The organism is Pseudomonas sp. MYb118, assembly GCF_040947875.1.
Lineage (GTDB): Bacteria > Pseudomonadota > Gammaproteobacteria > Pseudomonadales > Pseudomonadaceae > Aquipseudomonas.
Map to the genome: position 1 here is coordinate 484,783 of NZ_JBFRXN010000004.1, position 22,382 is coordinate 507,164.

Here is a 22,382-nt window from a genome sequence, read left to right on the forward strand (position 1 = left end):
ATAGAAGCAGATCGACCGAGTGTACGAGCCCGCCAAAGTCAATGCGAGCCAGGGGGCGGATTTATTCGTTGAGTTTGGCGAGGATCTTGAAGACCACGGTGGCGAGGATCGTCAGCATGCCGATCCACATGGCCAGCACACCGGCATTCTTGTCACGGAAGTTGAAGCCGACGGCCAGCAGGATCATCCCGGCGAGAATCGGAATCAGCATGGCGTGGAACGAGGACAACGAGATCATGGAGGACTGCCTTGTCGTGGGTGATATGAAAAGTCTAGGCGGGTTTCGTGCCACTGATCATGAAACCTGTGGGAGCGAGCCTGCTCGCGATTGCGTTGTCACGTCCAACACTGGGCTGACTGACACACTGCATCGCGAGCAGGCTCGCTCCCACAAGGGTGGGGGGAGGGGGTTGCCGAGTTACGGCAACTCCTGACTCGCATAAAACGCGCTCAACACCTTCACCAGATGCGCCAGGTCGTGGCTGCCGCACAGCTCGCGGATCGAGTGCATGGCGAACGTCGGCAGGCCGATGTCCACGGTGCGCACGCCCAGGTGGCTGGCGGTGATCGGGCCGATGGTCGAGCCGCAACCCATGTCGCTGCGCACCACGAAGCTTTGTACCGGCACTTCCTCGGCCATGCACAGGTGGCGGAAGAACCCGGCGGTTTCGCTGTTGGTGGCGTAGCGCTGGTTGCTGTTGACCTTGATCACCGGGCCGGCGTTGAGTTTCGGGCCGTGGTTGGCGTCGTGCTTGTCGGCGTAGTTGGGGTGCACACCGTGGGCGTTGTCGGCCGACACCAGCAGCGACTTCTGGATGGTGCGTACGAATTCGTCACCTTCAGGCAGCAGGCGGCGCAGGGTCTGTTCGAGCATCGGCCCGTCGGCGCCACAGGCGGAGCAGGAACCGACCTCTTCGTGGTCGTTGCACACCAGCACGCAGGTTTCTTCGCTGTCGGCGTTCAGCAGGGCCTGCAGGCCGGCGTAGCACGACAGCAGGTTGTCCAGGCGCGCGCCGGCGATGAAGTCGCCATTGAGGCCGATGACCGCTGCGCTCTGGGTGTCGTAGAAACTCAGCTCGTAGTCGAGCACCACGTCGGCGTTCAGGCCGTGCTCCAGCGCCAGCTGGTTGGTGAGCACGGCGCGGAAGTCCACGCGCTCGTCACCGGCAAATTGCGCGAGCACCGGTGGCAGCTCGGTCTGGGCGTTGATGGCCCAGCCCATGTTGGCTTCACGGTTGAGGTGAATGGCCAGGTTGGGAATGATCGCGATCGGTGCCTTGAAGTCGATCAACTGGCTCTCGACCTTGCCGTCGCGGCGGAAGGTCACGCGGCCGGCCAGGGACAGGTCGCGGTCGAACCACGGCGCCAGCAGCGCGCCGCCGTAGACTTCGACGCCCAGTTGCCAGAAACCCTGGCGTTGCAGCTCCGGCTGCGGCTTGACCCGCAGGCACGGGCTGTCGGTGTGCGCGCCGACCATGCGAATACCGCCGTGCAACGCCGAATGACGGCCCATCTTGATGGCAACGATCGAGGAGTCATTGCGGGTGACGTAGTAACGGCCGTTGGCTTCGGTGTTCCAGGGCTCGCGCTCGTCGAGGCGCTGATAGCCCGCCGCCTCCAGGCGCTTCACGAGGCTGGCAGTGGCATGAAAGGGGGTAGGGGAGGCCTTGAGGAAGTCGATCAGGCCTTGGTTCAACTCTTCGCGCATAAGTAGCTCCAGACAGCAATGGCGCCAGTTTAACGTATTGCCTAAGGGGATGGGCGCGATCTTGAGTCCGCAGCGACCCCTCACTGTGGGAGCGAGCCTGCTCGCGATGGCGGTGTGTCAGGCGACACTTCAGCGACCGGCAGAATCATCGCGAGCAGGCTCGCTCCCACAGGATGTGTATCCCACAGATCCTGCTTCAGGCGTCAGAACGGTGCCGGGCACTCGAAGCGCAGGCGCTCCCCGGTCTGGGGGTGGGTGAAGCTGAGCATGCTGGCGTGCAGGCACAGCCGTGGCCAGGCGGCCAGGGCCTGTTCGTGGGCGTACAGCCCGTCCCCCAGCAGTGGGTGACCGATGGAGAGCATGTGCACGCGCAGCTGGTGCGAGCGCCCGGTGATGGGGGTCAGCTCGACGCGACACCAGTCGCCGCAGCGCTCCAGCACCCGCCAGAAGGTCAGGGCGTGTTTGCCCTGCTCGTGGTCCACCACGTGGCGCGGTTTGGTCGGTGGGTCGTAGCGCAGGGGCAGGTCGATGCTGCCGCTGTCCAGTTCCGGTTGGCCCCAGCACAGTGCGGTGTAGGCCTTTTCGGTTTCGCGGTCGTGAAACTGCCGGGACAGCTCGCGATGGGTGTCCGCATCGCGGGCCAGCAGGATGATGCCCGAGGTTTCCCAGTCCAGGCGATGGACGATGCGGGCTTCGGGGTAACCGTTTTCCTGCAGGCGGGTGATCAGGCAGTCCTTGTTGTCATCGGCCCGGCCGGGCACGGAAAGCAGCAGGGTCGGTTTATCCACCACCAATACGGCGGCGTCCTGATGGATGATGCGGATGTTGGACAGCGGCATTAAAACAGTCTCGTAACAAACGCCAACGGCGGCGCAGGTTTTCGAAGCTTCCTTTGTGGGAGCGAGCAGGCTCGCTCCCACATGAAAAGCCCGAAAAGCCTGCGCCGCCGTGGCTCCAGCCGGATCGACTCAGCGATCTGGCAGGGTGATATTGAGTTCCAGAATCGAGCAGCTACCCTGGTTTTCCAAGGCGACATGCACGTCATCGGACCCGATATTGACGTACTTGCGGATCACCTCCACCAGCTCCTTCTGCAAGGCGGGCAGGTAGTCCGGGGTGCTGCGTTGGCCGCGTTCGTGCGCCACGATGATCTGTAGACGCTCTTTCGCTACCGACGCGGTGCTTTGCTTTTTGTTGGCACGAAAGAAGTCAAATAGGTTCATTGTTTAGTTCCCTCCAAACAGGCGCTCGAACCAGCCCTTGCGCTGGACTTCAAGGAATCGATGATCGACGGTCTTGCCCAGCAGGCGGTCGACGGTATCGCTGTAGGCCTGGCCGGCATCGCTCTGGTCGTCGAGGATCACTGGCACGCCCTGGTTGGAGGCCTTGAGCACTGCCTGGGATTCAGGGATCACGCCGAGCAGGCTCACCGAGAGGATTTCCTTGACGTCTTCGACGCCGAGCATTTCGCCTTTGCTCACGCGCTCCGGATGGTAGCGGGTGATCAGCAGGTGTTCCTTGATCTGCTCTTCGCCGCGTTCGGCGCGACGGGACTTGCTGGCCAGCAGGCCGAGCATGCGGTCGGAGTCACGGACCGAGGACACTTCCGGGTTGGTCACGACGATCGCTTCGTCAGCGAAGTACATGGCCAGGTGGGCGCCTTTCTCGATGCCCGCCGGGGAGTCGCAGACCACGAACTCGAAGTCTTCCTTGAGTTGCATCAGGACTTTTTCCACGCCTTCGACGGTCAGTGCGTCTTTGTCGCGGGTCTGGCTGGCGGCCAGGACGTAGAGGTTTTCCAGGCGCTTGTCTTTGATCAGCGCCTGTTGCAGGTTGGCTTCGCCATTGACCACGTTGACGAAGTCGTACACCACGCGACGCTCGCAACCCATGATCAGGTCGAGGTTACGCAGGCCGACGTCGAAGTCGACGATCACTGTCTTGTGGCCGCGCAGTGCGAGGCCGGTACCGATAGCAGCACTGGTGGTGGTCTTACCCACACCACCCTTGCCGGATGTAACCACGAGAATCTTGGCCAAGGTGTTTCACCCCTAAGGAAAAAGGACTTCTGGTCCCTGAAAAACATCTCTTGAAAAAAACGACTACAGTCGGACAGCCTTGGCTGGAATTCGGCCCTGAACCGCGTCTGCCGTTGGCAAACACCGGTTTTGACCATTTTCCTACTTCGTTTGAGCCGTTTTCGCTACGTTTTAGAGATGCTTGGAAAATGCGGCAGTATCCGTTAAAGCCGAATGATGTTCAACACGTCGCCCGACAGGCTGACCTGAACTCCCGAACCCCATAAAGGATCGCGGCGCAGATCTTCCGAAACCTTGTAGTGGCCGGCGATGGAGACCAGTTCAGCGGTCATCTGCTGACAGAAAATCCTGGCCTTGGTATCGCCCTTCACGCCGGCCAATACCCGGCCGCGCATCGCGCCGTATACATGGATGTTGCCATCGGCGAGAAGTTCCGCCCCCGGACTGACCGACGAGATCACCACCAGGTCGCTGCCCTGGGCGTAGATCTGCTGGCCGCCACGTACTGGCGAAGTGATGACTTTGGTCGGTTTGATCGAAGGTTCCGGCGGTTTTTCCGGTTTCTTCGCCACGGCGACTTCCTGGGGTTCCAGCGCGCGCTCACGGGCGCCGGAGGGCGGCAGGACCGGCAGGTCGACGGCAATCGCGGCAGCGATGTCCTCGATGCGGCTGGCGCGGATCGCCAGGGTGCGCAGGCCGTGCTGGCGGCAGATGCGCATCAGGCCTGGCAGGTCGACGGTGCCTTCGCCGGCCGGCAGTTTGTCCAGCGCCAGGACCAGGGGCGCGTTACTGAAGAAGCCGGGCGCCTGGGCCACTTTGGCGGCCAGTTGCCGATCGAGGCTGTCGAGGTCGTTGCGGGCCAGCTCCAGCACGGTGATGGCGAGCATGCTGCCCTTCAACTGGAACACGGGATCCTGGTCTTGCGATTCGGTTTGGCTCATGGTCGGCATACAACGGCTTGTCGCGGAAAGTGCCGAGACTTATAACGAGAACGCTCGCCAGCCGCAAGCCGGGGCGAACGATGTAGAATGCGCGGCCACTGTCTTTGCGGAACATTTAATGGATCGCCCGAGTTTTCAAAAAAAATTTCTGATGCCGCGTTTCTGGCCACTGTGGTGTGGGCTGGGGCTGTTGTGGCTGATCGTTCAATTGCCGTACCCGACGTTGCTGTTCATCGGCCGCGCGCTGGGCGCCGTCATGTATCGCCTGGCGGGTGACCGCAAGGCCATCGCTCGGCGCAATCTGGAGCTGTGTTTCCCGGAAAAATCCGCCGCCGAGCGCAAGCGCCTGCTCAAGGAAAACTTCGCCTCCACCGGCATCGCTTTCTTTGAAATGGCCATGAGCTGGTGGTGGTCGCGCGAACGCCTGGCCAAACTCGCCCATGTCGAAGGCCTGGAACATCTGCAAAAAGCCCAGCGCGAAGGCAAGGGCGTGATCCTGATGGCCGTGCACTTCACCACCCTGGAAATCGGTGCGGCGCTGCTGGGGCAGCAGCACACCATCGACGGCATGTACCGCGAGCACAAAAACCCGCTGTTCGATTACATCCAGCGCAACGGCCGCGAGCGTCACAACCTCGATTCCCTGGCCGTGGAGCGTGAGGACGTACGCGGCATGCTCAAGTTGCTGCGTGCGGGGCGCGCGATCTGGTACGCGCCGGACCAGGACTACGGCGCCAAGCAGAGCGTGTTCGTGCCGCTGTTCGGCATCCAGGCCGCGACCGTGACCGCTACCAGCAAGTTCGCCCGGCTGGGCAAGGCGCTGGTGGTGCCGTTCACCCAGGAGCGCCTGGCGGACGGCAGCGGCTATCGCCTGGTGATTCACCCGCCGCTGGAAGGCTTCCCCGGCGAAACCGAGGAAGAAGACTGCCTGCGCATCAACCAGTGGGTCGAAGGCGTGTTGCGTGAATGCCCGGAGCAATACCTCTGGGCCCACCGCCGCTTCAAGAGCCGCCCACCGGGCGAGCCCAAACTCTACGCCAAACGCCGCTAAAGCCGCCGCTCCCTGTAGGAGCGAGCTTGCTCGCGATGGACGAAAGGGCACTGATGGGCATCAGGCTGCACACCAAGTCGTACCCATTCCCACCACACGGAGCGTTGTGAATGACCCCAGTCGAACCCGTCACAGGCCTGATCCTCTCCGGCGGTGGTTCCCGGGCGGCCTATCAGGTCGGGGTACTGGCGGCCATCGCCGAACTGCTGCCACTGGGCGCGGACAACCCGTTCCCGGTGATCGTCGGCACGTCCGCTGGGGCGATCAATGCCGTCAGTCTGGCCAGTGGTGCCACGGATTTTCGTAGCGCCATCGAGCGCCTCACCGAGTTCTGGCAAGGCTTTCGCAGCCATCTGGTGCTGCGCAGCGACTGGCCGGGGGTGATCCGCCAGGCCAGCCGCTTCGTCGGCCACAGCCTGCTGGGCCTGGGTTCCCAGGTGCCGGTGGCGTTGCTCAACAGCTCACCGCTGCGCGAACTGCTCAACGACAAGCTGCACATGGGTGGCATCGCCGAATCCATCGCCCAAAAGCAATTGCACGCCGTGGCGGTCACCGCGTTCGGTTACGAGTCCGGTCAGGCCGTGACCTTCTACCAGGGCGGCGGCACCATTGATGCGTGGCTGCGTCACCGGCGGATTGGCGTGCCGACCCAGTTGTCGGTGGAACACCTGCTAGCCAGTTCGGCGATTCCGTTGCTGTTCGCCCCGGTGAAAATCGGCGAAGAGTTTTTCGGTGATGGCGCGGTGCGCCAGTCGGCCCCGATCAGCCCGGCGCTGCACCTGGGCGCCAGTCGCGTGCTGGTCGTGGGGGTGAGCGGCAACCCCCGAGGCATTGACCCCGAACAACCGTTGCAGCGCACCTATACCGGCCAGCAACCGACCCTGGCGCAGATCGGCGGGCACATGCTCAACAGCACGTTCATTGACAGCCTGGAAAGCGATATCGAGCTGTTGCAGCGCTTGAACCAGTTCAGCCACCTCATGCCCGATGGCACGCCGGTGCGGTCGCTGGGCGTGGCGCCAGTGGAGGTGCTGGTGATTTCGCCAAGCCAGCCGATCGACGAAATCGCCGCGCGCCACCGCCAGGAAATGCCGGCGGCACTGCGCCTGTTCCTGCGCGGCCCGGGGGCCACGAAGACGAGTGGGGCGGGGGTGTTGAGCTATTTGCTGTTCGAGGCGGGGTATTGCAGCGAGTTGATCGACCTGGGCCGGCGCGATGCGTTGGCCAAGAAAGATGAATTGTGCAGGTTTCTTGGGCTGCCTGAGCCGGTGCTATCGGCCTGATATTTGCGGCGCGTCCATCGCGACGATTCAACGGCTCGCTCGCGCAGGCGTTTTTCCGCACGCTGGAACTGTCAGTTCTGTCAGTAGATATGCCTCTGCAATTGGAGCAGATTGAAGTCCTCAGGCAGAGGACTGAAAAATGGCGGCTTCACGATGCAATGATGCTCACACGCCAACGCTTTCGGCGATAGATGCCCGTGGTTTGGCTGTGCGAAGTATCGCCTACTGTCGTCACCTGCAGAATCCCTCTTTTGAACGCCGAATTACACGTAACCATTTCGATGCGCAGGGACGACTCGTGGCTTGCCGGGATCCGCGATTATGGATGACTGCTCCCAGGCCGAATCACGCGACCGTCTACGGATTGCAAGGCAAGCCCCTGAGTACTGACAGTGTCGATGCCGGCTGGCAGTTGAGTTTGCTGGAACAGTCGGGTGCCACGCGTTCATTCTGGGATCAGCGTGGCAGTCAGCGGCACACCGAATTCGACGAGCGTTTGCGTCCGATCGCGGTCATCGAATGGCTGGAGCAGCAGGCACCCCGTATGTCGGAGCGGTTTGTTTACGCTGGGGGTAGTGATGACTTCTCGACCCGCAATCAATGTGGGCAATTGATTCGCCACGACCATCCGGCGGGTAGCCGTCGTCTCTGCGAATTCGGGGTGGCTGGCGGGTTGCTATCCGAGCAGACCCGTTTCTCGCGTGATCTGGAGCTGCCGGATTGGTCGCATGCAGGGGCGGACGCCTGGCTGGAAGACGAAGTGTTCGAGACAACGCGGCAGCACGGCCCATTGGGCCAGTTGTGCAGTCAGACCGATGCCAGGGCCAATGTCACGTTCTTCGATCATGATCGTGCAGGGCAGATCCGTGAGGTCCGTCTGCAGCGGGGGGGATCCTGCGCCGTACCACAACGTCTGGTCGATGAAATCCATTACGACGCGGTTGGCAGGAGTATCAGTGAGCGTGCGGGCAATGGCGTCACCACGACGGCTCGATACTCGGCAGAAGACGGGTGCTTGTTGCAGTTGCAGTGTGTCGATGCGGAGCGGATTTCACTTCAGGATTTTCATTACCACTATGACCCGGTCGGCAACATCACCCGCATTGAAGACAAGGCTCAACGGCCACGTTATCAGGGTAATCAGCGGATTGATCCGGTCAGCCGTTATGGCTATGACAGCCTTTATCAATTGATTGAGGCCACGGGCAGTGAAGTCAGTCAGCCGTGCTACGGCCCGCAATTACCGGCTTGGCAAATCACCCCGCTGGACCCCAATCAACTGCGCAACTATACGCAGACGTTCATTTACGACGCTGCCGGCAATTTACAGACTCGCCATCACAGCGGGGCTGATAACTTCGAGATGTTCACGGCGTCCGACAGTAATCGCAGCGTCGTGGAGAAAGGCAGTCTGGCAGAGGGTTTTGACGGTAACGGTAACCAGTTGGAGCTGTTGCGCGGGCAACAGATGAGTTGGGATGTACGCAATCAGTTAAGTAGCGTGACACAGGTCCATCGCGCAGACGCGGCTGACGATATCGAATGTTATCGCTATGACGCTCCGGGGCATCGGTTGCGCAAAGTGCGGCTAGCCCACGCTGCTCATCGAACATTGCAAGCTGAAGTTCGCTATTTGCCGGGCCTGGAGATTCACCGTGATGCAGAGGCGGGGGACGTGCGCCATGTCATCGGTGTTGCAGCGGGTCGATCCCACGTTCGCGTCTTGCATTGGGTCAGGCAGGCACCGCGCGGTGTTCGTGATCAGCCGCTGCGCTATTGCCTGAGTGATCATTTGAACTCCTCCACGCTGGAGCTGGATGAGCAGGGAGCGGTTCTCACTCGGGAAATGTATTACCCCTTTGGCGGAACGGCCTTATGGGCCGGCAACAGCGAGGTTGAGGCAACGTATAAAACGATTCGTTATTCGGCCAGGGAGCGTGATGCCACCGGACTCTACCATTATGGGTATCGGTACTACGCACCGTGGTTGCAGCGCTGGATGAGTCCGGATCCTGCTGGCCTGGCGGATGGCATCAACCTGTATGCCATGTTGGTCAACAACCCGATTAACTGGGTGGATGCCGAAGGTCTGGAAGCCGTACCCACGGTGGCGCATTTTTTTTGGGGTGGGCGCCACATCAATCCTGTGTCTCTTGGCAATGTATTGACTTTCAGGATGCATAACCCCGAATACACAATGAATGTCTGGGTGGATAAGCCGTCGCATATCTTCAAAACGTTATCGCTGATGGAAGACGGGGATAATCCAGTCCATCGAAGGCTCGCCCGACAATTTGGGCGGGACTTGCTGGTCAGGGGCACCGATGAATTGTTCGACGAGCTCGCAACAACATTTTCGCCGGCTCATAAAGTGCAGGCATTGTTTCATCGAGAGCTGAACGGGCCTTACCGCAATCCTGCTGCAGCGAGTGACCTGGTGAAATTGACGGCGACATACGTGCATGGAGGGTTGCACATGGATGTCGATGTCGCAGTTCGCTCGAGTGTTGGCGTTTTAGAGGCTCCCGACGGTTTCCTGGCTTATGTCACAGATCAGCAGAAAGTCTCGAACGCAATCGTCGCAGCGCCCGCTGGATCTTCGATGGTGAAGGTATTTTTGACGGAAATCGTTCGTAGCTATGACAAGCACGATGAAGAGAGCTGGGCAAAAAAACGCCATCATAAATTCTGGCGCAGTGAGGACACGCTTTATTGGACAGGCCCGGGCCTGATCATGGAGGCGGTGCTCGATAAGCAATTGTCTGTAGCGCAGCACATGGTTTCCTACCGGGTGCCTTCAATCAGGGGAGGGGGCATCATTGACGACAAAGGTCATGCATCCGCGTTGCTTGACCGCGGAATCAGACCGGGTGTTGCCGCGATCGGTAATTGGCCAAAAATCAGGCCGGGCCGAAGAGCGTCGGTTTGATGTGTTCCCAACCTGTCGGGTAGACAGGTTGGGAGATTCAAATTGTCAGAAGTGAACCTTGACCAGGAAGCTGGTCGTGCTCTGGTTGGTCTTGAATCCCGAGCTGTCTTCGATCCCGTACTTGTTCTTCCAGTAGTCGTACTCGACACCGACATACAACTGTTTTTCGCCCAGGTTCAGCGCCTTGCCCAGGTCGTACTTGATCTGCGGTACGGCGTGCAGGTTGGCGTGGTATTCGCCTTTTTTGTTGACGTCGTTGTCGACTACCCAGTCGATGAAGCCGTCGATCAGGATGTCGGAATCGCCCACCGGGATGGTGTAGGACCAGGCCGGGGTGATCTGCCAGATATCATCACCCGGGCGGCTGCCTTCGGTGTGGCGGTTGTAGAAGTTCAGCTGGAAGTAATCGAAGCCTGGAATGGCCAGGTCGAAGCCCGGACCCACCAGGTAAGCCTCGGTGTCGTCTTCGCCGAATTCGTACGTCATGGCCAGCAGCACGTCCTTGACCGGGCCGAACTCCAGTTTCTGATCGAAGATCTTGCCGAACGACAGGCGTGGGCTGAACTCGCCGTAGTGGGTGTTCTTGCCGGCGAAGGCGTCTTCCTTGCCGTTGTAGAAGATCTTGTCGATGAAGAAGAAGTTATCGCCGTACTTCCAGCTGTCGGCGTGTTCGAACGTCACGGTCTGCTGGATGCGCGGGTTGACCTGGAAGTCCTTGCCATACAGGTAGGTCAGGCTGTTGTTTTGCCATTGCAGCAGGTCGCCGGCCATGGCCTGGCCGCCGGCCAGCAGGGATCCGGCCAGCATCAGGCTGGTGCACGTACGTTTCATTCGGTTGCTCCCAAAAAGTAGGTGTTTCACGTTGTTTTTTTCAAGTCGACGCTCTGGTGTGGCGCCTTTTTCTGTAGCGGTAAAAAAATCATCCTTTCGGTCAGCGGCAGTGCCGTCAGCAAGGGCTGAGCCAAGGCTTTCGAAAAACAAAAAAACGCCCGCGCGGCTGCCCGGGAGCAGTCGATCGAGAGAGTTTTGGGTGTGCCTTGGTACCGTCCAGCGCCGGGATAAGTTGGCTTTCTGGTCAGGAATTAAATCCGGGCTTTTTTTTAAAGCGGATTCAGGCGGGCGCGGAGAATACTGACTCCTTGCCCGTGTCTCAAGTGCTGCGCAACGGCGCGCTGACGACAGGCGGGGGGCGCGGTTGTCGATCATTCTAGAAATGCACCTTCACCAGCAGGCTGGTGGTGTTTTCGTTGGTGTCGAGGCGGCCGTTGTTCTCGATGCCGTATTTGTCCTTCCAGTAGCTGTATTCGATGCCGGCATACAACTGCTTCTCACGCCAGCCCATGGCTTTGCCGACGTCATATTTGACCTGTGGGTTGAGGTGCAGGTTGGCGTGATAGGTGCCGCGGGAATTGCGGTCGTTGTCGGTGACCCAGTCGATGTAGCCGTCGATCAACAGGTTCGAATTGCCCAGCGGCAGGGTGTAGGACCAGGCCGGGGTGATCTGCCACACGCCATCGCCGGGGCGCCCGCCTTCGGTGTAACGCTGGTACAGGTTGAGGCTGACGAAATTGAAGCCCGGGACCTTGAGATCAAAGCCTGGGCCGATCAGATAGGCCTCTGTGTCGTCTTCGCCGCTTTCGTAGGTCATGGCGAGCAACACATCCTTGATCGGCCCGAACTCGAATTTGCGCTCGAAGATCTTGCCCAGGGACAGGCGCGGGCTGAACTCGCCGTAGTAGGCGTGGGAGCCTTTGTTGCGGTCTTTGGCGCCGTTGTAGTAGGTGCTGTCGATGAACAGGAAGTTGTCACCGTACTTCCAGCGATCGGCGTGCTCGAAGGTCACCGTCTGCTGGATCGACGGGTTGACCTTGAAATCCTTGCCGTACAGATAACTGAGACTGTTGGTCTGCCACATCAGCAAATCCCCGGCCGTGGCCTGGCTGGCCGCCAGCAACCCACCGGCCAACAGCAGGCTTGTCTGTGTCCGAATCATCCGTTGCTCCTCTTGTTGTTGTTTTTGTCAGGCAAAAGCAGCCCCAACCCCCGGATGGGGGTGGTGCCTGTTCAATCAATGAGAGTGGGCGTGGCAGTCGTTGACTGCGGCGCGTTCCTTGCCGCCAAGGATGTTGAACAGCAGGTTCAGCACCAGGGCGCTGATCGTGGCCATGGCGATGCCGCTATGGGTGATCGGGCTCATCCACAGCGGCAGGTGGGCGAAAAACTCCGGGCGCACCACCGGGATCAGGCCCATGCCGATGCTCACGGCCACCAGCAACTGGTTGCGGCGGTCGGCAATGTCGGCTTCCTGCAGAATCTTGATGCCCGTGGCGGCGACCATGCCGAACATCGCGATCGCCGCGCCACCGAGCACCGCTGGCGGAATCGAGGCCACCAGGAACGCGGCCTTGGGCAGCAGGCTGAGGACGATCAGCAGGCCGCCGGCGACGATGGTCACCGAACGGCAGCGTACGCCGGTCATCTGCACCAGGCCGATGTTCTGGGCGAACGAGGAATGGGTGAAGGTGTTGAAGAAACCGGCGAAGAACGACGCGCCGGCATCGCACAACAGGCCGCGCCGCAGCATCCGTGGGCAGACTTCCTGACCGGTGATCTTGCCCAGCGCGAGGAACATCCCGGTGGACTCGACGAAAATGATCACCACCACCAGGCACATCGACAGGATCGGTGCGAGTTCGAATTTGGGCATGCCGAAATGCAGCGGGGTGACGATTTGCAGCCAGGGCGCCTGGGCCATGCCGCCCAGGTCGACCATGCCGATGACGCCGCAAACGGCGTAGCCCAGGCACATGCCGATCAGCACGGAAATGTTCACCCAGAACCCGCGCATGAAGCGATGCACCAGCAGGATGGTGGCCAGCACCAGTGCGGCAATGGCCAGGTAGATGGGCGAGCCGAATTGCGCGGCCTGGGCGCCGCCACCGGCCCAGTTGACGGCAACGGGAAACAGCGACAAACCGATCGAGGTGATGACAGTACCGGTCACCAGGGGCGGAAAGAACCGCACCACCTTGGACATGAACGGGGCAATCAGCACGCCAAAGAAACCGGCGGCGATGGTGGCGCCGAAGATTCCTTGCAGGCCGATCCCGGGCATGCCGGCCATGGCTACCATGCTGCCGACCGCGGCAAAACTGGCGCCCATCATCACCGGCATGCGGATGCCCATGGGGCCGATGCCGAGGGATTGCACGATGGTGGCGATACCGGCCACCAGCAGGTCGGCGTTGATCAGGAAGGCGATTTCGTCACGACTCAGGCCGGCGGCCTGTCCGATGATCAGCGGCACCGCAATGGCGCCGCCGTACATGAGCAAGACATGTTGCAGGCCGACCAGGATCAGCTGCAAAAGGGGCAAACGCTGGATGGCGGGTGCGTCGGGGATGCGTGCTTTGGAGAGCTCGGACATGCAACACCTCGGATCTTTTTTATTCTTGTGTGTTTTGCATCAAGCAGACCCCGGTGGGAGCGGGCTTGCTCGCGAAAGCGTCAGGTCAGGCAATGTGATGTTGAATCCATTGACCTCATCGCGAGCAAGCTCGCTCCTACAGGGTTGTTGCGTGTCCTGTAGGAGCGGGCTTGCCCGCGATGCTTTTACGGCTTAATTGGTCTGCGCCCCCTGGACAATCCACGCCCCGATCAGGTCGCGCTCCTGCTGCGTCATCTGGGTGATGTTGCCCAATGGCATGATCTGGGTGGCGACGGCCTGGGCCTGGATCCGTGCGGCGTTCTGGCGGATCTGCTCGGGGGTGTCGAGCATCACACCGGCCGGGGCCGCGCTGAACAGCGGGCTGGTCGGTTTGGCCGAGTGGCAGACCGCGCAACGTTCCTGGATCACGCTGTGGACCTTGTCGAAACCGGGGCCGGCGTTGGACGCTTGTGCAGGAGCTTGCGCCGGTGCCTCGGCAGGTTTCGCTTCAGCCGGCTTCAAGCCGCCGCCCAGCGCCGTTTCCGGCAGTGGCTGGTACTCGATGGCCGCGGGTGCCTTGGCCACTTCCGGGGCGCTGGACATCGGCTTCGGACCGGTCACGTAGGCCAGGCAGATCATGCCCACCGCTGCCACCGGCAGGGTCCAGGCGAACTTGTGGCTGTCATGACGGGTGTTGAAGTAGTGACGCACCAGCACCGCGAAAATCGCGATCCCGGCCAGGATCAGCCAGTTGTACTGGCTGCCGTAAGTGCTCGGGAAGTGGTTGCTGATCATGATGAACAGCACGGGCAGGGTGAAGTAGTTGTTGTGGCGCGAACGCAGCAGGCCCTTGGCCGGCAATGCCGGGTCTGGCGTGCGGTTCTCGGCGATGGCCGCTACCAGAGCGCGCTGCGCCGGCATGATGATGCGGAACACGTTGCCGACCATGATGGTGCCGATCAGGGCGCCGACATGCAGGTAGGCACCACGACCACTGAACACCTTGCTGAAGCCGTAGGCGGCGCCGATGATCAGCACGAACAGGATGAAGCCGAGCAGGGCAGGGCGTTTGCCCAGGGCCGAGTCGCAGAGGAAGGAGTAGATGAACCAGCCGATGAACAGCGAGCCCAGACCGATGGCCACGCCTTCAGGGCCGCTCAGGGTGCTGCCCGGGGCCAGCAGGTAGAGCGTCGGGTTGGAGTAGAACACCACGCACAGCAGCGCGATACCCGACATCCAGGTGAAGTAGGCTTCCCATTTGAACCAGTGCAGGTTGTCCGGCATGGAGGGAGGGGCCAGCTTGTATTTTTCCAGGTGATAGATGCCGCCGCCGTGGATCGCCCACAGGTCGCCGGCCAGGCCGGTTTTCGGGTTGACCCGGTTGAGGTTGTTTTCCAGCCAGACGAAATAGAACGACGCGCCGATCCAGGCCACACCGGTAATCATATGAACCCAGCGAATGCTCAGGTTCAGCCATTCCAACAGATGTGCTTCCACAGTCTTTACCTCTCGCCTGTCACTCTTGTTGTCGAGTGATCAGACCTTCTCTTATTGGTGGGGGGCGAGGATCAAACGCTCATCCTCTTTGAAGAAATGCTCATCGCAGTTATTGCCTGTGCCACTGCGATCAACCACCAGGAAGTCATCCCGCTTTTCGATCGTCAGCACCGGGTGGTGCCAGACGCCGCGATGGTAATTGATGCCCTGCCTGCCGTTGGTGACGAAGGCGCGGACCAAGCCTGATACAGGTACATCGCCAAGTGGCGCGACCACGATCAGAAAGGGGTTGCCGAGCAGCGGAATGAAAGCCTGGCTGCCCAGCGGATGGCGTTCCAGCATGCTCACGGTCAGCGGCATGTCCTGCGCGTCGGCGCGGAAGATGCTGATGATGGCGTGGTCTTCTGGCGTGGCGGTTTCGACCGTCGCCAGTTTATGAAAGCGCATGGTCGAACCGTTGTTGATCATGAAGTGGTCGCTGCCGTCGGTTTCGATCACGTCACCGAAAGGGGCGAAGGCTTCTTTGGTCAGCGGTTCAATCGTCAGTGTGCGCATGCTGTTCTTTTCCGAATTCTATGTTGTTGGTTCTATTGCTATCGCGGGCAAGCCCGCTCCTACAGGGGTTGTGTGCACCTGGCCCTTGTGGGGGCGAGCCTGCTCGCGATTGGGTTCAATGCTTACTTGGCGACCTTACCCAAAACCCGCAGGCGACTCACACCACCATCCGGGAACACGTTCAGGCGGATGTGGGTGATCGGGCCCAGGGCCTTGATCTGCTCGGCGAAGGTGTGTTCGGCGTGCATTTCCAGCTTCTGGCTTGGCAGCAGTTCGCGCCAGAACAGCGACTGGGTTTCGATCTGGCTGTCGGTGCCGCCCTTGACGAAAGCGCCCTGAATCGAGCAGCTGTCCGGGTAGTTGCCCTTGAAGTGCAGGGTGTCGACGATGACTTTCTCGACTTCGCCGGCATGGCCCAGGGCGACGATCACCCAGTCATTGCCTGGCGTGCGACGACGGGCGGTTTCCCAGCCATCGCCCATGTTGATGCCACGGCCAGGGTTCAAGATGTTGCTCATGCGGCCGAAGTGCTCGTCGGAGCAGGCCAGGGCACGGCCACCGTTGAGGGCCGCGGCCAGGTCGACCTGTTCGTTGTCGCCAATCGCCGACCAGTCGCGGAACGGTACGCCGTACACGCGCAGGCGAGCCACGCCGCCATCGGGGTAGATGTTGAAGCGCAGGTGGCTGAACGCCTGGTCGTTGTGGATCTCGTGGTAGTGGTGGCTGTTGCCCTGCAGCTCGACGGCCGACAGCACTTCAACCCACTGGGTGTTTTCGTTCGGCTCGCCTTCGGCCAGGAAGCAGGCTTCCAGGGACGCCGATGGCGGGAAGTTGCCGGTGAAGAATGAGGTGTCGATGTCCACGCCCTTGATCGAGCCCGGCACGCCGAGGCGAATCACCGCGCTGTCGTAGCCTTCGAAGCGCTTGCGGCGCGACTCCCAGCCATCCATCCACTTGCCGTTGTCGTCGAACACGCCTTCCTTCCAGACGGCCGGGGTCGGTTGGAACAGGCGGTTGGCGTCGGCGAACCAGTCATCGGTGACCGAGATGATCTTGGTGCCCAGGCGGGCGTCGGCCAGGTTGACGAACTTCTCGAAAGGTACGGCGTAAGCTTTCATTCTTCTTGTCTGCCTTTAATTAGTTGGCTTGGGATGCTCGCGGTGCCCTGGGTACCTGTGCGTTTTAGGCACTCGGGCAAGGCTTGCTATAGGGTCAGTAATCGGAACAGGGCAATCTTGTTGATCTCTGCCAGCGCGCACTTGAACTCGATGTCGACCGGGTTGTGGATGCGCGTTTCGAACGCCGCGAGGATCTGATGCCGGTTGCTGCCTTTTACCGCCATGATGAAGGGAAACTTGAACTTGGCCTTGTAGGCGTCGTTCAGCTCGGTGAAGCGCTGGAACTCTTCGGCCGTGCATTGGTGAATACCGGCGCCAGCCTGTTCGTTGGTGCTGGCTTCGGTCAGTTGGCCCTGGATGGCCGCTTTGCCAGCCAGGTCCGGGTGAGCGTTGATCAGCGCCAGTTGGCTGGCATGATCGGCGCTCAACAGGATGTCGCTCATGCGCTGGTGCAGGGTTTCGATCTGGTCGATCGAAGCGTCCTGGCCCAGGTCGAAGGCCTTTTCGGCCACCCATGGCGAGTGTTCGTAGATGTCGGCGAAAGCGGCGACAAAGGCGTCGCGGCTCAAGGTCGATGGTTGGAGGGTTTGAAAGGTGCTCATTGGGCAGCCCCTTTGTACGGGTGGGTTTGATGCCAGTGGCGGGCAATGTCGACGCGGCGGCTGAACCACACCTGTTCATGACTCTTGGCGTATTCGATGAAGCGCTTGAGCGAGGCCAGGCGCGCCGGACGGCCGATCAGGCGGCAGTGCAGGCCGATCGAGAGCATTTTCGGCGCCTCGGCACCCTCGGCGTAGAGCACGTCGAAGGCGTCCTTGAGGTATTCGAAGAAATCGTCGCCCTTGTTGAAACCCTGGACCTGGGTGAAGCGCATGTCGTTGGTGTCCAGGGTGTACGGGATCACCAGGTGCGGCTTGCCGGTCGGGGTGTTCGGTTCCCAGTAGGGCAGGTCGTCGTCGTAGGTGTCGCTGTCGTAGAGGAAGCCGCCTTCCTCCATCACCAGCCGGCGGGTATTCGGGCCGGTGCGGCCGGTGTACCAGCCCAGCGGACGCTCGCCGCTGATCTCGGTGAGGATGCGGATCGCTTCGAGCATGTGCTCGCGCTCCTGGGCTTCGTCCATGTACTGGTAGTCGATCCAGCGATAGCCGTGGCTGCAGATCTCGTGGCCGGCCTGGACCATGGCGCGGATCACATCCGGGTGACGCTGGGCGGCCATGGCCACGGCGAAGATCGTCAGCGGGATGTCGAACTGCTTGAACAGGTTGAGAATCCGCCACACGCCGGTACGGCTGCCATACTCGTAGAGCGACTCCATGCTCATGTTGCGCGCGCCCTGCAACGGCTGGGCGGCGACCATCTCGGACAGGAAGGCTTCGGACTCCTTGTCACCGTGCAGGATGTTGCGTTCGCCGCCTTCCTCGTAGTTGAGCACGAACGACAGGGCGATGCGGGCATTGCCCGGCCAGTGCGGGTGCGGAGGGTTACTGCCGTAACCGATCAGGTCGCGAGGATAGTCAGCGCTCACTGCAGTCTTCCTTCTTGTTAGTGGTTGGCGTGGCGGGCCTGCGCAAGGAGATTGAGGCCGGCGTCACTGCGATGGGCTGATTGTATACAACTTTATAATCATTTTGTAAGCCCACATTTTCGCATTTTTCATCCACCGGGTTCTTTGGCTGTCCTGAGTACAAATTAGCAAAAAAGCTGGCCGATTGGTCAGCTTATGGATGAAAGGTCCGCTGCCTGTATGGCTCGTTGGCAAACTGGTGAAATGAGCGGGTGGCGCGGCTTGCTGGAAAAATGTCGTTTTTATTGTGTACAATTTTTTTGAAAAATGTCTTAATCAATCACTCGCCGGCGCTTTTGGTACTCCGAATGGCGTCGGGCTCCTTTCAACTGACTTCGGGAGGCGCGTGACCTGACTGCTCCGGGCAGGCAGGCGCGCAGAATCAATGGGACGTTTGACAACACACGTTTTGGACGCTGCACACGGTTGCCCAGGCAGCTCGATCAAGGTCGAGCTGTACCGCGTCGAAGGTGCGCAACTGGAGCTGGTCGCCAGCGCGATCACCAACAGCGATGGCCGTGTCGATGCGCCGCTGCTGCAGGGCGATGACTACCGCACCGGGGTTTACCAGGTGCAGTTCCATGCCGGCGACTACTACCGCGCCCGTGGCGTGCAATTGCCGGAACCGGCGTTCCTGGATGTGGTGGTGCTGCGGTTCGGCATCTCTGCCGAGCAGGATCACTACCACGTGCCTTTACTGATTTCCCCATACAGCTATTCCACGTATCGAGGCAGCTGATCCCCCAAGCAGCTACCTCTACCTTGAAGCGACTGCGCATAGAGCTTCCTTGGTTTTTAGCCCGCCCACACTGCGGGCTTTTTTTTGCCCCAAAAAACGACGCAGCCCCCTGTAGGAGCGAGCTTGCTCGCGATGACGGTGTGTCAGGCGCTGAAGATGTTGCATGTGCCGGCCCCATCGCGAGCGTGCTCGCGATGACGGTGTGTCAGGCGTTGAAGATGTTGCATGTGCCGGCCCCATCGCGAGCGTGCTCGCTCCTACAGGTCGCGCGGATCCATTGTGGGAGCGAGCCTGCTCGCGATGGCGGTGTGTCAGGCGCTGAGGATGTTGCATGTGCCGGCCCCATCGCGAGCAAGCTCGCTCCTACAGGTCATGCGGATCCTCTGTGGGAGCGGGCTTGCTCGCGATGGACGCTCGGGCACCGCGGGGTGTCAGGTTTCAGCGTTATTGCCTTGGATCAGCGGTGCGCATGATGAAGACCGAGTTTTCGTGGTCCAGCGATATGTGGCTGCCACCCTTGAGCCAGACCACTTTGTCCACTGCATCGGCCGCCTGCAGGACCTGCGTCGCTGGCGCGCCGATCAGTTCCGGCAGGCGCAGGGGGTTGAGCCCATCCCTGGCATTTTCCTGAATGTGCACGCGTTTGCCATGCGCGCGATGCAATGTCATGTGGTACACAAAATCATGCCCGCTGCGTTGGAACACCAGCGAAGCGTAGGTCTGTGCGGACGTGGGTTCGAACACCGTATAGCCATGGCTGATCAGCAGGTTGCGCATGAAACGCTTGAGATCACCGGCGTACTGGGTGCTGGTGAAGTAATCCCATTCCCTGTGGAATTTGCTTGGATCGAAGGTCAATCGCCGCAGCGGCCCCAGGTTGGCCGGGTGCGGCAGTTCCAGTATTCGCGCGGCCCCATGGCCGGCAATGGTGGGGGTGATCGGCAGCATCAGCAGCGGGTCGGCCAGTTCCGGCTTGGGGCTCGGGGTCCCGGTTTTCCAGTCGTTGAACACTTGCCGCAACGTGGTGATCCCGGCCTCGGTGGCCGTGTCCGAACCATTGGCGAGGACAAACTGCTGGCGCGCGACATTCTGTGCCGAAGCCTGCGAAAGCCACGGAAAATACCCGGCCACCGGTTCGTCCAGCGGGCGCTCGAAAGGCAGCGTCGGGTCGATCTGCCAATGCTGCGTGGGTGGAATCCGGATGGCGCCCCGGGGCTGCTGGTCCGCATCATGGCGCAGGATGCCCTGCAACAGGTCGAAATCGTAGAGCGGATGGTCGGGGTTCTTGATGTAGGCAATGGGGTGATCGGCCGGGTTACCGCGCGGCAGGGTCCTGTAGTACTTGCCGTCGATGATGATGTCCTGGGGCGACAGTTGTTGTCGGGAGATTCCCCAGTGTTCCCAGGGAAGCGAAGGCGTCAGCACTTGCCGCCAAAGGTGTGACCCCGGCACGAGCTCGATCCGGGGCCCGGACGGCACCAGTTCCGAAGGTTGCCGGGCGCGCAGTTGACCTTGCGCATCCGCTCCCAGCAGTACCGTGCCGCCGTCTGCCAGATCGACATAGTGGCGCCCGGCAATGAGGGTGCGCAGTCCGGTCTGCGGGTCCGCGGCGGGCAGCCGCTCGACCAGTCTGGGCGGCAGGTAGTAGTTGCTGATGGGGTAACCGAGGCTGATTCGGGTGACGTGGGTTTCCGGCGGCAGGTCGCTGATTGCAACAGCGGTCGCCTGGGCGCCGGGTATTTGTGTGTGTTCCGGCAGGCGATGCCCGGCCAGAGGGTCGGCATCGTGCCCCGGCAGATAGCCAGGGCGCGTGGGCAGGTAATCCGGGGCCAGCTCGCGTGTGCCGGCGGGCCCCTCGATCGACGGACCGGGGGCTTTGGGGCGAGGGGGATGTTTGGGTCTCATGGAAAACGGACTCTTGTGAAAACGGAGGGTGCGGTTCTCGCCGGCAGGGCCGGCGAGAGGGGCGCGTGGACAATCAGCCTTCCCTGATCAGGAACACGGAGTGGACATCCGCCGACGTGATCTGGGTGCCACCCAGCAGCCACACCACTTTGTTCTGGTCATAGGCGCTGAGCAGTCTGGTCCGCGCGGCTTCGCCGATGCGCAGCGACAACTGCGGGTCGGAAAGCTCTGCACCGGAAGGGGTGATCTGGCGGATAGCGTCGCCATTGACACGCCCCAGCTTGAGGAAAAACACCCAGTCATGATTGGGACGGGTAAACACCAGCGTCGGCCCCTGGTGATCGCTGGACAGTGGAAAGACTTCATAGCCATTGCGCACCAGTACCGTACTGACCAATTGCTTGAGGTTCAGGTTGGAGGGATCGTCGGCGAACGTACGCCATTGCTCCGGGAAGTGATCGGGGTTGAGTTCCAGTCGCCGCAGCGCCGAGCTGGATGCCTCCGGCAGCACCGTGACCCAGCCGTTGCCCAGTTTTCGCGGGATGGCCGGCAGCATCAGCAGCGGGTCGGCCAGGTCCGTTCGGGGCAGGCGTATACGAGGGTTCGTCCAGTTGCGAAAGGCCTGTTTCATGGTCGACAGGCCAAAGGCGTCGATCACCTCGGCATGGTTGGCCCGGTTGAAGACGGTCCTGGCCACTGCCGTGGACGAAGCATCGGTCAAATCCTTGTACGATTCGGTGACATACGCTTTCAGGCTTTTCTCGAAGGGCAGGTGGCTTTCCAGCACTTCCCAGCGGCCATTGCGTTTCAGTGCCCAGCGCGGTTGCAGCGTGGCGTCGACACGCAGCATCTGCTCGAATGCGTCAAAACCGGAGGGCGTAAAGCGCGGGTTCTGCAGATAGGCGATGTTGGTCAGCTCGGGCGAGCCGTGGGGTACCACGGAATAGTGCAGGCCATCGACTTCAATGGATTCGGACGCGCTCGGCCTGGTCGAGCTTCCCCAGTTGCGCCATGGCTTTGGAGACAGATCCAGCGGCTGGGGATCGCCCACCAGCAGATCCGCGGCCAGCGCATCGGCGTCCGACGAATCGCTGTCAAGGCGTGGTCGCTTGCGGCTCGGCCCCGGTTGCTCGTCGGTGATTTTTCGGCGCCAGAAAGCGCTTGTACCGACTCGTTCGAGCAGCGGCCCGGTCGCGTTCAACTGGTTGATCGAGGCGGCACGCAATTGCCCGTCCGTATCGAGTCGGACCAGGGTAATGCCCTCATTCTCGATTTCGGCGTAGATCGTGCGTCGGTTGCCGTAACGTAATCCATCGGCCAGGGGCGCGGATAAACCGTTGACCAGAAAGGACGGCAGAAAGGTGATCTCGGAGGGTGGGGTGGTGGAGCTGGTAACGGCGTCGTCGACCGTCGACACCTCGACGCGTGGTTGCTGTGGGGTGTTGTCCGCGCCGCCCTCTACATGTCTGTTTCCGGTTGTACCGTCGATCGACGGCACATCGGGAAGACGTCCGGGCAGGCTGGAGTCCGGCAGTTCGCGACGGGGTGTCGAGCCGTCATCCGGTGTCAGGGGTCTTGGAACTTTTTTTGGCGGTTTCATGGTTTGATTCCATTCATAAATAATAA

The 22,382-nt window shown here is 61.0% G+C and carries 20 protein-coding genes; 4 read left to right on the forward strand and 16 right to left on the reverse strand.

What is annotated here, in order from left to right; genetic code table 11:
* Positions 1-61: 61 nt before the first annotated feature.
* The 6 genes from ABVN20_RS28245 to minC form a co-directional block, all read right to left on the reverse strand.
* A complete protein-coding gene (locus tag ABVN20_RS28245) occupies positions 62-238 on the reverse strand; it encodes a hypothetical protein (protein WP_368559075.1) in 177 nt (58 codons plus the stop codon).
* 180 nt (positions 239-418) lie between these two features.
* Positions 419-1,708, reverse strand: coding sequence for a M18 family aminopeptidase (locus ABVN20_RS28250; RefSeq protein WP_368559076.1), 1,290 nt, complete (start codon positions 1,706-1,708; stop codon positions 419-421).
* Positions 1,709-1,911: 203 nt separating this feature from the next.
* Positions 1,912-2,547: an RluA family pseudouridine synthase gene (locus ABVN20_RS28255; RefSeq protein WP_368559077.1), complete on the reverse strand. Its 636-nt coding sequence runs from the start codon at positions 2,545-2,547 to the stop codon at positions 1,912-1,914.
* Positions 2,548-2,676: 129 nt separating this feature from the next.
* Entirely contained in the window at positions 2,677-2,931 is a 255-nt protein-coding gene (gene minE / locus ABVN20_RS28260) for a cell division topological specificity factor MinE (protein WP_027620024.1), read from the reverse strand.
* 3 nt (positions 2,932-2,934) lie between these two features.
* A complete protein-coding gene (gene minD, locus ABVN20_RS28265) occupies positions 2,935-3,747 on the reverse strand; it encodes a septum site-determining protein MinD (protein ID WP_368559078.1) in 813 nt (270 codons plus the stop codon).
* Positions 3,748-3,950: 203 nt separating this feature from the next.
* Complete coding sequence (gene minC, locus ABVN20_RS28270; RefSeq protein ID WP_368559079.1) at positions 3,951-4,688, reverse strand: septum site-determining protein MinC; 738 nt, start codon at positions 4,686-4,688, stop codon at positions 3,951-3,953.
* A 118-nt stretch (positions 4,689-4,806) separates the two neighbouring features.
* Between minC and ABVN20_RS28275 the strand changes: the two genes are divergently transcribed.
* The 3 genes from ABVN20_RS28275 to ABVN20_RS28285 all read left to right on the forward strand — a co-directional run bounded on the left by ABVN20_RS28275 (position 4,807) and on the right by ABVN20_RS28285 (position 9,951).
* The gene (locus tag ABVN20_RS28275) at positions 4,807-5,739 is read left to right on the forward strand and encodes a lipid A biosynthesis lauroyl acyltransferase (RefSeq protein WP_368559080.1); all 933 of its coding nucleotides are present in this window, start codon (positions 4,807-4,809) and stop codon (positions 5,737-5,739) included.
* Positions 5,740-5,849: 110 nt separating this feature from the next.
* Positions 5,850-7,022, forward strand: coding sequence for a patatin-like phospholipase family protein (locus ABVN20_RS28280; RefSeq protein ID WP_368559081.1), 1,173 nt, complete (start codon positions 5,850-5,852; stop codon positions 7,020-7,022).
* Positions 7,023-7,161: 139 nt separating this feature from the next.
* Positions 7,162-9,951: an RHS repeat-associated core domain-containing protein gene (locus ABVN20_RS28285; protein WP_368559082.1), complete on the forward strand. Its 2,790-nt coding sequence runs from the start codon at positions 7,162-7,164 to the stop codon at positions 9,949-9,951.
* Between the two features lie 45 nt (positions 9,952-9,996).
* On the opposite strand, the gene ABVN20_RS28290 is transcribed toward ABVN20_RS28285, so the two are convergent.
* From ABVN20_RS28290 to puuE, 8 genes are all read right to left on the reverse strand, one after another.
* Entirely contained in the window at positions 9,997-10,782 is a 786-nt protein-coding gene (locus tag ABVN20_RS28290; protein ID WP_368559083.1) for an outer membrane protein OmpK, read from the reverse strand.
* A 376-nt stretch (positions 10,783-11,158) separates the two neighbouring features.
* Positions 11,159-11,944: an outer membrane protein OmpK gene (locus ABVN20_RS28295; RefSeq protein WP_368559084.1), complete on the reverse strand. Its 786-nt coding sequence runs from the start codon at positions 11,942-11,944 to the stop codon at positions 11,159-11,161.
* Between the two features lie 75 nt (positions 11,945-12,019).
* Positions 12,020-13,378: a nucleobase:cation symporter-2 family protein gene (locus ABVN20_RS28300; protein ID WP_368559085.1), complete on the reverse strand. Its 1,359-nt coding sequence runs from the start codon at positions 13,376-13,378 to the stop codon at positions 12,020-12,022.
* Positions 13,379-13,570: 192 nt separating this feature from the next.
* Complete coding sequence (locus ABVN20_RS28305; RefSeq protein WP_368559086.1) at positions 13,571-14,875, reverse strand: urate hydroxylase PuuD; 1,305 nt, start codon at positions 14,873-14,875, stop codon at positions 13,571-13,573.
* Positions 14,876-14,926: 51 nt separating this feature from the next.
* Positions 14,927-15,430: an ureidoglycolate lyase gene (locus ABVN20_RS28310; RefSeq protein ID WP_368559087.1), complete on the reverse strand. Its 504-nt coding sequence runs from the start codon at positions 15,428-15,430 to the stop codon at positions 14,927-14,929.
* A gap of 122 nt (positions 15,431-15,552) precedes the next feature.
* A complete protein-coding gene (alc, locus tag ABVN20_RS28315) occupies positions 15,553-16,548 on the reverse strand; it encodes an allantoicase (protein ID WP_368559088.1) in 996 nt (331 codons plus the stop codon).
* An 86-nt stretch (positions 16,549-16,634) separates the two neighbouring features.
* Entirely contained in the window at positions 16,635-17,150 is a 516-nt protein-coding gene (gene uraD, locus ABVN20_RS28320) for a 2-oxo-4-hydroxy-4-carboxy-5-ureidoimidazoline decarboxylase (RefSeq protein WP_368559089.1), read from the reverse strand.
* Entirely contained in the window at positions 17,147-18,073 is a 927-nt protein-coding gene (gene puuE, locus ABVN20_RS28325; protein ID WP_368559090.1) for an allantoinase PuuE, read from the reverse strand. Before puuE ends, uraD begins: the two co-directional genes overlap by 4 nt.
* 424 nt (positions 18,074-18,497) lie before the next feature.
* Here puuE and uraH point away from each other — a divergent pair, with 424 nt between their 5' ends.
* Positions 18,498-18,851 carry a hydroxyisourate hydrolase gene (gene uraH / locus ABVN20_RS28330; RefSeq protein WP_368559091.1) on the forward strand — a complete coding sequence of 118 codons (354 nt, stop codon included), beginning with the start codon at positions 18,498-18,500 and terminating at the stop codon, positions 18,849-18,851.
* Between the two features lie 444 nt (positions 18,852-19,295).
* On the opposite strand, the gene ABVN20_RS28335 is transcribed toward uraH, so the two are convergent.
* Together ABVN20_RS28335 and ABVN20_RS28340 are read right to left on the reverse strand one after the other, a co-directional pair.
* Positions 19,296-20,756: a hypothetical protein gene (locus tag ABVN20_RS28335; protein WP_368559092.1), complete on the reverse strand. Its 1,461-nt coding sequence runs from the start codon at positions 20,754-20,756 to the stop codon at positions 19,296-19,298.
* Positions 20,757-20,829: 73 nt separating this feature from the next.
* The gene (locus ABVN20_RS28340) at positions 20,830-22,356 is read right to left on the reverse strand and encodes a hypothetical protein (protein ID WP_368559093.1); all 1,527 of its coding nucleotides are present in this window, start codon (positions 22,354-22,356) and stop codon (positions 20,830-20,832) included.
* Positions 22,357-22,382 lie beyond the last annotated feature (26 nt).

What these genes read in the sequence shown, in the direction of transcription:
- ABVN20_RS28290 (WP_368559083.1), bottom strand. Translation starts at nt 10,782, where the DNA reads ATGAAACGTACGTGCACCAGCCTGATGCTGGCCGGATCCCTGCTGGCC.
- ABVN20_RS28275 (WP_368559080.1), top strand. Translation starts at nt 4,807, where the DNA reads ATGGATCGCCCGAGTTTTCAAAAAAAATTTCTGATGCCGCGTTTCTGG.
- ABVN20_RS28285 (WP_368559082.1), top strand. Translation starts at nt 7,162, where the DNA reads ATGGCGGCTTCACGATGCAATGATGCTCACACGCCAACGCTTTCGGCG.
- minC (WP_368559079.1), bottom strand. Translation starts at nt 4,688, where the DNA reads ATGAGCCAAACCGAATCGCAAGACCAGGATCCCGTGTTCCAGTTGAAG.
- alc (WP_368559088.1), bottom strand. Translation starts at nt 16,548, where the DNA reads ATGAAAGCTTACGCCGTACCTTTCGAGAAGTTCGTCAACCTGGCCGAC.
- ABVN20_RS28300 (WP_368559085.1), bottom strand. Translation starts at nt 13,378, where the DNA reads ATGTCCGAGCTCTCCAAAGCACGCATCCCCGACGCACCCGCCATCCAG.
- minE (WP_027620024.1), bottom strand. Translation starts at nt 2,931, where the DNA reads ATGAACCTATTTGACTTCTTTCGTGCCAACAAAAAGCAAAGCACCGCG.
- ABVN20_RS28335 (WP_368559092.1), bottom strand. Translation starts at nt 20,756, where the DNA reads ATGAGACCCAAACATCCCCCTCGCCCCAAAGCCCCCGGTCCGTCGATC.
- ABVN20_RS28295 (WP_368559084.1), bottom strand. Translation starts at nt 11,944, where the DNA reads ATGATTCGGACACAGACAAGCCTGCTGTTGGCCGGTGGGTTGCTGGCG.
- ABVN20_RS28280 (WP_368559081.1), top strand. Translation starts at nt 5,850, where the DNA reads ATGACCCCAGTCGAACCCGTCACAGGCCTGATCCTCTCCGGCGGTGGT.
- uraD (WP_368559089.1), bottom strand. Translation starts at nt 17,150, where the DNA reads ATGAGCACCTTTCAAACCCTCCAACCATCGACCTTGAGCCGCGACGCC.
- ABVN20_RS28340 (WP_368559093.1), bottom strand. Translation starts at nt 22,356, where the DNA reads ATGAAACCGCCAAAAAAAGTTCCAAGACCCCTGACACCGGATGACGGC.
- uraH (WP_368559091.1), top strand. Translation starts at nt 18,498, where the DNA reads ATGGGACGTTTGACAACACACGTTTTGGACGCTGCACACGGTTGCCCA.
- ABVN20_RS28245 (WP_368559075.1), bottom strand. Translation starts at nt 238, where the DNA reads ATGATCTCGTTGTCCTCGTTCCACGCCATGCTGATTCCGATTCTCGCC.
- ABVN20_RS28255 (WP_368559077.1), bottom strand. Translation starts at nt 2,547, where the DNA reads ATGCCGCTGTCCAACATCCGCATCATCCATCAGGACGCCGCCGTATTG.
- ABVN20_RS28310 (WP_368559087.1), bottom strand. Translation starts at nt 15,430, where the DNA reads ATGCGCACACTGACGATTGAACCGCTGACCAAAGAAGCCTTCGCCCCT.
- ABVN20_RS28250 (WP_368559076.1), bottom strand. Translation starts at nt 1,708, where the DNA reads ATGCGCGAAGAGTTGAACCAAGGCCTGATCGACTTCCTCAAGGCCTCC.